Source organism: Methylobacterium oxalidis (assembly GCF_007992195.1).
Taxonomy (GTDB): domain Bacteria; phylum Pseudomonadota; class Alphaproteobacteria; order Rhizobiales; family Beijerinckiaceae; genus Methylobacterium; species Methylobacterium oxalidis.
In genome coordinates this window covers 1-10789 of the sequence record NZ_BJZU01000169.1, presented here as the reverse complement: position 1 = coordinate 10789, position 10789 = coordinate 1, and the positions used below count along the sequence as shown (strand labels likewise).

Below are 10789 nucleotides of genomic sequence, written 5' to 3'. Positions count from 1 at the left end.
AAGCTGGCAGCCGCCGACGAGGCAGGCGGTCAGCGCGGAGAGCGCCGTGATACGCAGCATGTACTCATCTCCGTCCGGCCGCCGCGAGGCGGGCCGAGCCTTCGCGCGCGACATTCGCGCGCCAAACGCTGACATCCGTTTAACGGTGGCTCAACCACGCGGCGGCCGAGCACGGACGCGATCGGGTCTTCATTCCCGGCCGGCCGCCCGCCCAGCCATCGGCCGACTTTGCGTCACGACCGTGGCACGGCCACGCTCGCGCGGCTCTCGGCCTGCCCGCGGGCGGGGTTCGCCCAGGCGGCGCGCAGGAGCCGGCCGAGGGCGTCGGCCGTGAGATCGACGCGGCCCGGCGCCGGCCCGCGCGGCTCGCCGAAGCGGAAGATCGCGTAGTCGGTGGCGGTGTCGCCGAAGCCCGGCCGGCAGGTCGGCAGGGCGGGAGCGTGGTCGCCGAAGACGCAGAGCGTCGCCCGCCGGCCCGCGAGGCCGCGGACCAGCTCCTCCACCATCTCCCCGGTGTGGACGACGTGGTGCAGGTACTGGGCGAGCGGGTCGTCGAGGCCGGGCAGGCGGCCGGGCTTCCAGGGGCCGTGGTTCTCCATCGTGACCCCGAACAGGAACAGGGGGCCGCGCGCCGCCGCGACCTCCGCCAGGATCCGGCGGCCGAAGGCCCGGTCGTCCACGTAGGGGCCGACCCGCGGGGCACCCGCGAAATCCTCCTCCATCACCAGCCGTTCGAAGCCGAAGGCCCGCATCACGGCGGCGCGCTGGAAGAAGTCGCGGTGGAACGGGTGCACGAAGGCGGTGTCGAAGCCGGCAGCGCGCGCGAGCCGGGCGAGGCTCGTCGGCTCGCGCCCGCCGGCGCTGAGATAGGGGTCGAAGCGCCCGAAGCCGAGGCTCTCGGCGTCGAGGCCCGTGAGCACGGCGTGCTCGGTGCGCATCGTGTAGGCGCCGTGGGCAGGCACCCGCAGGCGGCCGTACTGGTGGGCCTGCCCCCGCACGGTCTCCATCAGGGGCAGCGGCGGGCCGCCGAGACGGGTCGGGTCGATGAAGGATTCGAGCTGGATCACCACGAGCACGTCGTCCGGCCCGGCCGGCGGCGGCGCCGGCAGGCCCGCCGCGACCGCGGCGCCCCGCGTCGCGCGCCAGCGCAGCCAGTAGGCGAGGATCGTCGCGGGCTGCCCGTGGCGAGCGACATCCGCCTCGATGTCGGGCCGCGGGAAACGGCCGGCGATCCATCCCGCCAGCGGCGCCCGCTCCGCCGCGAGCTCGAGGCCCGCCAGCAGGAGCGGCAGGCCGAGCACGCACGCGAGGGCCGGCAGCGCGCGGCCGGGCAGGATCGTCGGCTCCAGCCAGAACCAGAGGCCGACGACGGCGAGGGCCGCCAGCAGCGGCAGCCCGATGCGCGGGTCGGTGACGGGCCGCGTGTAGTAGAGATCCGGGTGGCGGGGCACCTGCGGCAGCAGCGCGAAGTCGCTGAAGGCCAGGGGCTCGCCGATGACGCCGCGCTTCAGCTGGCTGACGACGGCGAGGCCGGCCACGGTCAGGACGCAGGAGGCGGCGGCGAGCCAGGGCCGCCACGAGAACACCAGCCAGAACAGCGTCAGAAGCGCGTAGGCCGCGAGGCGGACCGAGAGGTCGCCCGGCCGCAGGCTGATCGGCCGGAAGGGACCGCCCTCCGCCGCCTCGACGGCGAGGGAGAGGGCGAGCGCGACGAGGAGCGCGAGGAGGAGCGTCGTCACCGGTCCGGCAATCCTAGCGCTGCCCGCCGCCCGGTCCGCGGTTCACGCCGCGGCGGGCGCGCAGGTGGCGCACGATCGGGTTCAGGACGGCGTAGCGGGCCCGCATCGTCAGCAGGGCGAGGCGGCCGATCGACAGCGCCGTGCGGGGCGCCGCCTCGCGGGCCGCGCTGAGGCGGTCGAGCAGGCGCTCGGGCGTGCAGGGCTTGTTCGCCACGGGGTCGAGATAGAGCGGGTAGAGGATGAGCGCGCCCGCCACCAATTCGTCGAGGCCGAGCCGGCGCCCGCGATCCGCGCTCGGGGCGAGATCCTCGGTCAGGCCCCAGCCCGCGTAGAAGGGGCGGCCGTGGACCGCCACCGTGAGCCCGCGGATCAGCGCCTCGAAGCCGGCGAGCGAGGTCATGGTCTCGACGTGGTGAACCCGGTCGAGCAGATCGACGATGCTAAGGCCGCCGACGATCCGGTCGGCGAGCGCCAGCGCCTCGGCCTCGGGGATGGCGCCGGGGCGGAAGCCCGCCTCCACGTCCGGGTGCGGCTTGAACAGGATCAGTGCGTCCGGGTTGCGCGCCCGGGCGGCGCGCAGCAGCTCGCGGTTCGAGCGCACATGCGGCGAGCCGTACATGACGGAGGCGTCGTCCTCGACCTGCCCCGGTACCAGCACGAGGCGCTTGCCCTCGGGAAGGTCGAGGGCGGAGACGTCGAGGCCGACATTGTACTTGCTGAGGCGGCGCGCCACGATCGCCTCGCGCAGGCGGGCGGCGCGGGCGACGAGGTCCGGCGGGAAGGCGCTGCGCTTGAGCAGGACCGAGAGGCCGCTCTCCCGGCGCGGGTCGTAGTAGATGCCGTGGTCGTCCACCACGATCGAGGCGCCCGGCTGCAGGCTGGCACCGAGGCCGACCGAGCGCAGGAAGCCGTCCTCGACCCGGGCGAGCGGCAGGCCGACCTCTGTGCAGCGCGCCTCGAGATGCGCGGGCTCGCGCGTCGCCCAGACCCGGATGCGGGCCTGGTGCAGTATCCCGGCGGCGACCGCGTCCTCCGCGCTCATGGTGTGGATCGGCGGCCCGTGCGGGCCGGCGGCGAAGACGTCGAGGGCCGGACGCTTCCAGCCCGAGACGCCGACGTAGACGATGCGCCGGTCGTTGCCGGCGAAGCGATCGCGCAGCCACGCCACGTGGTCGAGGGCCTGCGCGGCCTCGACCGGCCGGCGGGTCCAGGGATCGAAGTAGTGCACGCCCGCGCCGAAGGCGGCGACGAAGAGCGCCGCGTCCGAGGGGGCCTCGCCGCCTCCGAGGCAGACCGTCTCGGCGCCCGCGAGCCGGGCGCCCCAGCCCGTCTCCCAGCGGTCGACGTAGACCCGCGCCGCACGCTCGAACAGGAGCCAGGGGTTCACGGGGTCGCTCAGCACCGCGAGGCGGCTCGAGAGGTCCCGGGCGATCCCCGGCGCTCCGTCGGGGCCCGCGACGACGAGGCGCTCGCCCGGGCGGGCCGCGAGCACGCGGCGCACCAGGGCGCGGAGGCGCGCGGGCGAGGCCGCCGCGGACCCGTCCGCCAGGACGAGGGCGGGCGCCGGGCGGCCGCCGAAGACGTCGTCGAGGGTGACGCCGGCGCTCGGCGGGAAGCGGTTGCGCCCGTAGAGCCGCAGCCGGCGCAGGGCGCCGGCGAGGTCGCCCGCCGGGACCTGCCCGCCGACCGGCGCGCCGCGGTGGCCGATCCGCAGGCTCGCCATGCCGGTGGCGGGATTGTCGTAGGGGCTGAGCAGCGGGCCGGGCCCGACCACGAGGCCGGGGCGGCCGGCGCGGTCGAGGAGGCGGGCGGCCGGGCTCGCGGGGCCCCAGACGGCGCCCGCCGCCCCCGCGCTCCAGGCGCGCGCGGGCCGCGCGCCGGTGGCGGCCTCGATCTCGGTGCGCAGCCGCGCGACGGTCGGGCCGGTCGCGAAGTACGCGGGGGGTGCGTTCGGCTGCATCTCAGGTTTACGCCGCGACGGCTCCGGGCCGGAGCCGTTCCCGTAGGTCCAGGGGCCGGCGAGGCGCGCCGCGCCGTCCGGGACCGGGTTATTAGCGCAATTCACAGGCTGCGCGCGACCGCCGCATGACGGAATGGCGCGGACACATGCTCGCCGTGTTTGCCGCCTACCCGATACGCACCGGAGGCCGCCGCGGCCAGCGTTGCGGGCGGGCCACGGTCGCACAGATTCACGGTCGTCGCGCCCGGGCCCGCGTTGCGGGCGCACCGGGCCTGTGCGACCTCAGACGACGGACCGACGGCCTGGGCCTGCGTGCCCGGTGAAGGACAAGCGCCTCGTGATGCTGCAGCCTCGCCCCGACGCCTCACCCGATCGCCCCGCGACCTTCCTCTTCCTGCAGGGCATCGCCTCGCCCTTCTTCTCCGACCTCGGCCGCGCCCTGAAGGCGCGCGGGCACGCGGTGCGCCGCATCAACTTCTGCGCGGGCGACTGGCTGTTCTGGCCCCTCCCCTCGGACCATTACCGCGGCCAGCGCGACGGCTGGGAGGGGTACCTCGACGCCTACGTCGCCCGGCACGGGGTGACCGACATCGTGCTGTTCGGCGATTGCCGGCCCTACCACGTCACCGCCCGCGACGTCGCCCGCACGCGGGGCCTGCGGGTGCACGTGTTCGAGGAGGGCTACATCCGGCCGAACTGGATCACCTGCGAGCTCGGGGGCGTGAACGGCCACTCCTCCCTGCCGAAGACCGCCCAGGAGGTCCGCGACCTCGCCCGCCGCCTGCCACAGCCCGGGCGGGCGATGCCCTCCACCGGCAACATGGCGCGGCGCGGCCTCTGGGACGTGGCCTACAACATCGCCAATATCGGCTTCCCCTACCTCTACCCGAACTTCCGCACCCACCGGCCCCGCCACATCGCGGCGGAGTACGCGGGCTGGATCAAGAAGTTCGTCCGCCGAGGCCGCACCCGGCGGGAGGCGATCCGCTGCAACGAGATCTACACGGCGGTCGGCGTCGACTACTTCCTGCTGCCGCTGCAGCTCGACAGCGACTACCAGATCCGGGTCCACTCCCCCTTCCTCGGGGTCGAGGGCTTCATGGACCGGGTGATCAAGTCCTTCGCGGACGGCTCGGTGGCGCCGACCCGCCTCCTCGTGAAGCTGCACCCGCTCGACAGCGGCCTGATCAACTGGCGCAAGTTCGCCCGCGCCTCCGCCCGCCGCCACGGCGTCAGCGAGCGGCTCGACTTCATCGACGGCGGCGACCTGCCGAGCCTGATCCAGGGCGCGCGGGGCGTCGTCATCGTCAACAGCACGGTCGGCATGCTCTCCCTGGAGATGGGCCGGCCGACGCTCGCCACCGGCACGGCGATCTACAACATGGAGGGCCTGACCCATCGGTCCGGGCTCGACAGCTTCTGGACCGACCCGACCCCGCCCGACATGAGCCTGATGCGGGATTTCCGCCGGGTCGTGCTCCACCGGACCCAGGTGAACGGCGGCTTCTTCTCCCGCGGCGCGATCGACCGGGCGGTCGCCGGCGCCGTGCCCCGCATCGAGTCGAGCCTGCCGGACGCGATGGTGGCCGCAGCGCGCGCGGCCCGCGAGGGCGGCGCGGAGGACGGGCGGTTCGCACCCGTCTATTGATCGCGGACCCCCGCCGGGGGTAGCAGGCGGGCCATGTCCGTCATCCTGATCACCGGCGCGTCGAGCGGCATCGGCGCGGCGCTTGCCCGCCGCTACGCCGCTCCCGGAAACCACCTCATCCTCAACGCCCGCGATCCCGGACGTCTCGACGCGGTGGCGCGGGCCTGCCGGGCGAGCGGCGCCACCGTCGAGACCGCGCCCCTCGACGTGCGCGACCGGGCGAGGGTGGGCGCGTGGCTGCGCGACCTCGACGCGCGAGCCCCTCTCGACCTCGTGATCGTCAACGCCGGCGTCAACGGCGGCCACCCGGCCGGCGGCATCGAGACGGAGGAGACGGCCTTCGAGACGGTGGACGTCAACCTCAACGGGGCGCTCAACGTCGCCATGCCCTGCGTGACGCTGATGCTCGCGCGGGGGCGCGGACAGATCGCCCTGCTCTCCTCGCTCGCGGCCTACGCGCCGCTGCCCGACGCGCCGGCCTACAGCGGCACCAAGGCGGCGCTCCTCGCCCACGGCCTCGCCCTGCGCGAGAAGATCCGGCACACGGGCGTGCGCCTCAACGTCATCACGCCGGGCTACGTCAAGACGCCGATGGGGGGCGACTACAAGGGCTGGCGGCCCTTCGAGATGAGCGCCGACGAGGCGGCCGCGCGCATCGCACGCGGGCTCGAGCGCGACCGCGACGTGATCGCCTTCCCCTGGCTGCTCACGGCGGGCGCGCGCGGCGCCGGCCTGCTGCCCGAGCGCCTGCGCCGGCTCGGCATGCACGGCTTCCGCTTCCAGATCCGCAAGCGCCGCTGATGGCGCGGCCCCGCCTCGCCGTCCTCGCCCTGGAGGCGCTGCCGAACGCCCGCGCGCTCCGGGGGTTCGTGGCCGACCACGCCGCCGAGATCGCCCTCGTCGGCCTCTCGAACGCCGAGCGGCCGGCAACCGGCGGCTTCACGGGCCAGATCCGGCGCCACCTCGCCCGCTCGGGCCCCGGCTTCCTGCCCTATCTCGGCGTCAATTTCGGGCTGCCCGACCTCATGCGGCCGCTGGCGCCGGTGACGCGGCGCCTCTCGGGGGCGGGCGAGGCGCCCGAGGCGACGCCCCTCGCTCCCCTCTGCCGCCGCCTCGGCATCCCGACGCTGACGGTCGACGACGTGAACGGGCCAGAGATGGCGGAGGCGCTGCGGCGGCACGGGGCCGACCTCATCCTCACCTTCCACTTCGACCAGATCCTCTCCGCGGCGACGCTCGCCGCCGTCCCCCTCGGGGGGCTCAACGTGCATCCGGGCCTGCTGCCGCGCCACCGCGGCCCGGTCCCGACGATCCACGCCCTCGGCGATGGCCCGGATGCCTTCGGCGTCACCGTCCAGCACCTCGCCGTCGCGATCGACACCGGCGCGATCCTGGCGCAGGAGGCGGTGCGCCTGCCCCCCGACGTCACCGCGACGCGGGCCTCGGTGCTGCTGCACGCGCGCGGGCGCGACCTCCTGGAGGGCGTCCTCGACGCCGCGTCGCGCGAGGGTCGGCTGCCGCCCGGCCGGGCGGTGCCGAGCCTGCCCTACTGCCCGTTCCCGGACCGGGCGATGCTGCGGGACCTGCGCCGACGCGGCCTGAAGCTCACCGACGCCCGCGACCTGAGGGAGGCGGCCTCCCTCAACGCGTAGGGGCCGGGTTCCGGAACAGCCGCGGCCTCAGCGGCTGAACTTCTTGTACTTCAGGCGCTTCGGTAGGATCGAATCGGCGCCGAGGCGGCGCTTCTTGTCCTCCTCGTAGTCCGAGAAGTTGCCCTCGAACCACTCGACGTGGCTGTCGCCCTCGAAGGCGAGGATGTGAGTCGCGATGCGGTTCAGGAACCAGCGGTCGTGGCTGATGATCACCGCGCAGCCCGCGTAATCCTCCAACCCCTCCTCCAGCGCCCGCAGGGTCTCCATGTCGAGGTCGTTGGTCGGCTCGTCGAGGAGCAGCACGTTGGCGCCGCTCTTGAGGGTCCGCGCGAGGTGCACCCGGTTGCGCTCGCCGCCCGAGAGGGTGCCGACCTTCTTCTGCTGGTCGCCGCCCTTGAAGGCGAAGGCCGCGCAGTAGGCGCGGGAGTTGATCTCGCGCTTGTTGAAGTAGATCACGTCGTTGCCGCCCGAGATCTCCTCCCAGACCGTGGCCTTCGGGTCGAGGGCGTCGCGCGACTGGTCGACGTAGCCGAGCTTCACGCTGTCGCCGATCTCGATCTTGCCGGCATCCGGCTTCTCGGCGCCGGTGATCATCCGGAACAGGGTGGTCTTGCCCGCCCCGTTCGGGCCGATCACCCCGACGATGCCGCCCGGCGGCAGCTTGAAGGACAGGTTCTCGATGAGCAGGCGGTCGCCGAACGCCTTGTTCAGGCCCTCGAACTGGATGACGTTCTGGCCGAGCCGCTCCGAGATCGGGATGACGATCTGCGCGGTGGCGTCGACCTTGTCCTGCTGCTTGGCGACGAGTTCCTCGTAGCGCGTGATGCGGGCCTTGGACTTGGTCTGGCGGGCCTTCGGCGAGGCCGCGATCCACTCCTGCTCGCGGGAGATGGCGCGCTGGCGGGCCATGTCCTCGCGGCCCTCCTGCTCCAGGCGCTTCTGCTTCTGCACCAGCCAGGCCGAGTAGTTGCCCTCGTAGGGGATGCCCCGGCCGCGATCGAGCTCCAGGATCCAGCCCGTCACGTTGTCGAGGAAGTAGCGGTCGTGGGTCACGATCAGGATCGCGCCCGGGTACTGGCGCAGGTGCCCTTCGAGCCAGTTCACGGTCTCGGCGTCGAGGTGGTTGGTCGGCTCGTCGAGGAGGAGAAGCTCCGGCTCCCAGAGGAGCAGCCGGCACAGCGCCACGCGGCGGCGCTCGCCGCCCGAGAGCTTGTCCACGGGCTGCTCGTCGCCCGGGCAGCCCAGCGCCTCCATGGCCTGGTCGACCTTCGAGTCGAGCTCCCACAGGTTCTGGGCCTCGATCTGGTCCTGGAGGGCCGTCATCTCGTCGGCGGTCTCCTCCGAGTAGTTCATGGCGAGCTCGTTGTAGCGGTCGAGCAGCGCCTGCTTCGCGGCCACGCCCTCCATGACGTTCTCGCGGACCGTCTTGGTCGGGTCGAGGTGCGGCTCCTGCGGCAGGTAGCCGACGCGGGCGCCCTGGGCGACGAAGCCCTCGCCGGTCCACTCCGTGTCGATGCCGGCCATGATCTTCAGGAGCGTCGACTTGCCCGCGCCGTTGATGCCGAGCACGCCGATCTTGGCGTCCGGGTAGAAGGAGAGGTTGACGTTCTCCAGGACCTTCTTGCCGCCCTGGTAGGTCTTGGTCAGACCCCGCATGTGGTAGATGAATTCGCGGGCCATCGCCGTGTCCTTGCGTCTTGCGGTCTCGTGCGGCGCGCGGCGCCGCGGATGGGAATGGGACGGAGCGCCCGCCGATCGATCCGAAGCATCGATCCGGTTCTCGGCACCCCGGCTCCGGGGCAGCGCGCGGCGCTATCGTCCCTTGTGATGATCCGGCCCGAGTATCAGGGCCGCCCCGCACGGGCAAGGACAGGGGCCGGGACGGGGGACGATTCGCCTCCCCTCGCGCGGGCTTCCGGCGGTGTCCTCCCGGCGGCGCCGGGCGGGCTCAGCCGAAGGGATTGCGCACGCTGCGCGTCGGCTCGGCCTCCTCCGCGCCCGCCGATTCCGGCAGGTCGGCGCCCCCGAGCGCCCGCACGATCGCGTCGACCGTCCGCTTGAGGTCGCGCGCCTGGGCGAGGCCGGCCCGGTCGCGGGTGATCTCGACCTGGCCGTGCACGGCGATGCGCGCCGTGCCGTTCTCGATCGAGAGCCCGCCGACGTTCCGCACCGCCGTCTCGTCGGCGAAGGGGGTGAAGGCGGGCTTGTCCGTGCGGCGCGGCATGGTGGAGCTTCCCTAGAAGATGGAGCGGAGGGCGTCGCGCAGCGCCTTCTGCAGCGCCCGCAGCAGCTCCGATTTCAGCCAGGATTGCCAGTCGTCGCCCGGGCGGCGCGGCTCGCCCGGCTCGCCGCGGGAGAACTCGCGCGGTTCCGGCAGGTCCATGGCGGCAGCTTTCACGCCCTCGGGCAGGGTCGGGAACGGGTCGATGCCGGCTTCCGCGGAAAGCGTCCGCAGGGAGACCGGGCGCCACGTGCCCTCCCCGTCGTTCGGCGCGAGGTAGGCGCCGGCCTCGCGGCTTTTCGGGTCGTAGACCGCCTTGTAGATCCGGGTCGGGACGAGGACCCGCCCCTTGATCGCCTCGACCGAATCACCCTCGAAGACCGGCCCGGTGACGACGTAGAGCTCCCCCCGCTGGCTCGCGAGGCGGCGCACGCTCTCCTCGATGGCGGACCACAACCCACGATTCAAGGCTCGGTTCTGCGGGACGATGTTGGCGAGGCTGAAGGACTGGGCCTGCGCCTCGGCGCTCGGCATGTCGCCGGCCGGCGCCATGTGGCCGCGGTCGAAGCCGCTGCGGACGTAGTCCTCGATGCGGGCGCGCTCGTCCGGCGGCACCCGGTCCTCGTCGTGGAACGCGTCCTCCCGGTCGACCCGACGCGCCGCCGCGACGCTTGCCCGGGTCAGGTGCTCGGCCGCGTAGAGGGGCGTGCGCGACACGCCCGAGTGCAGCACCGCGAAGGCGTCGAAGCAGAGCGGCAGCGTCCGCTGCGAGAGCTTGGCGTTGGTGAGACGGGGCGGCGCGCCGTCGAGGAAGCGGGCGGGGCAGTCCCCGAACTCGGCCGCGACGGCGGCCGGAGCCGCCATCAGGGCTGCGACGAGAACGATAGGGGCCGGCCGGGCGGCGGCCCGAGCGCTCAGTAGCACACGCGGACCTTTCGGGTGCCGGAGGGCGTCTCGCGCCAGCGCCAGCCGCAGGGGCGGCCGAGGCTGCCCTCGAAGGGCTGCACGTCACGGTCGGGCGCTCCGGGCGAGGCCTGGACCGGGCAGCGGCCGAGGAAGTCGCACGCGAACGTGATCTCGGAGCTGCGCGACTCGACCGAAGCGGCCGTGCCCGCGCCGGCGAGGAGGGCCGCGGCCGCGAGGCAGGCGGGCAGGAGGGCGCGGGTCATCGGGCGCGGGTCATCGGGCGCCGCGGGCGCGCGCCGCGCCGGCCGGGCAGAGAACCGGGTAGGGAAATCGAACCGAGTAACATTGATCGTCGCGCCGCCCGTTCATAAGTGCCGCACTCCCGGTTGCACGCGCTCCGCGTCGTCCACGGGGCCCGGCGCGGGCAGGTCCGCAATCATGGACGCTGAAACCGGCGCTGTGGAGAGCTAAAACCGGTTGCGCCGATCACGGGCATTGGAGCCATGCCGTGGCAATGCTGGGCGAGATCGGTATATAGGACCGAAATTCTCATCGATCGCTGCGGTGACTCGATGCCGGCGGCAGGGGCGACGCGGCATCCTTCGGGTCGATGTCAGGGACGAGCAAGCGGGTACAGAGCATTGGCACGTCAGGACACTTTCT

The 10789-nt window shown here is 73.5% G+C and carries 9 protein-coding genes; 3 read left to right on the top strand and 6 right to left on the bottom strand.

What is annotated here, in order from left to right; genetic code table 11:
• Positions 1-233 precede the first annotated feature (233 nt).
• Both MOX02_RS28010 and MOX02_RS28005 read right to left on the bottom strand, forming a co-directional pair.
• A complete protein-coding gene (locus MOX02_RS28010; protein WP_147029076.1) occupies positions 234-1739 on the bottom strand; it encodes an LTA synthase family protein in 1506 nt (501 codons plus the stop codon).
• 13 nt (positions 1740-1752) lie between these two features.
• Positions 1753-3699 carry a capsular polysaccharide export protein, LipB/KpsS family gene (locus MOX02_RS28005; protein ID WP_147029075.1) on the bottom strand — a complete coding sequence of 649 codons (1947 nt, stop codon included), beginning with the start codon at positions 3697-3699 and terminating at the stop codon, positions 1753-1755.
• Between the two features lie 340 nt (positions 3700-4039).
• Here MOX02_RS28005 and MOX02_RS28000 point away from each other — a divergent pair, with 340 nt between their 5' ends.
• The 3 genes from MOX02_RS28000 to MOX02_RS27990 are packed head-to-tail and all read left to right on the top strand — an operon-like array spanning position 4040 to position 6999.
• Positions 4040-5347: a capsule polysaccharide biogenesis protein gene (locus MOX02_RS28000; protein WP_147029074.1), complete on the top strand. Its 1308-nt coding sequence runs from the start codon at positions 4040-4042 to the stop codon at positions 5345-5347.
• Positions 5348-5380: 33 nt separating this feature from the next.
• Positions 5381-6148, top strand: coding sequence for an SDR family NAD(P)-dependent oxidoreductase (locus MOX02_RS27995; RefSeq protein WP_147029073.1), 768 nt, complete (start codon positions 5381-5383; stop codon positions 6146-6148).
• A complete protein-coding gene (locus MOX02_RS27990; protein ID WP_147029072.1) occupies positions 6148-6999 on the top strand; it encodes a formyltransferase family protein in 852 nt (283 codons plus the stop codon). The genes MOX02_RS27995 and MOX02_RS27990 overlap by 1 nt, the downstream gene beginning before the upstream one ends.
• Positions 7000-7026: 27 nt before the next feature.
• On the opposite strand, the gene ettA is transcribed toward MOX02_RS27990, so the two are convergent.
• From ettA to MOX02_RS27970, 4 genes are all read right to left on the bottom strand, one after another.
• The gene (gene ettA / locus MOX02_RS27985) at positions 7027-8679 is read right to left on the bottom strand and encodes an energy-dependent translational throttle protein EttA (RefSeq protein ID WP_147029071.1); all 1653 of its coding nucleotides are present in this window, start codon (positions 8677-8679) and stop codon (positions 7027-7029) included.
• 268 nt (positions 8680-8947) lie between these two features.
• Complete coding sequence (locus tag MOX02_RS27980; protein WP_147029070.1) at positions 8948-9223, bottom strand: hypothetical protein; 276 nt, start codon at positions 9221-9223, stop codon at positions 8948-8950.
• Between the two features lie 12 nt (positions 9224-9235).
• Positions 9236-10084, bottom strand: a complete 849-nt coding sequence (locus MOX02_RS27975) for a DNA/RNA non-specific endonuclease (RefSeq protein WP_147029069.1) — start codon at positions 10082-10084, stop codon at positions 9236-9238.
• A gap of 50 nt (positions 10085-10134) precedes the next feature.
• Entirely contained in the window at positions 10135-10389 is a 255-nt protein-coding gene (locus MOX02_RS27970; RefSeq protein WP_147029068.1) for a hypothetical protein, read from the bottom strand.
• Between the last annotated feature and the right edge of the window lie 400 nt (positions 10390-10789).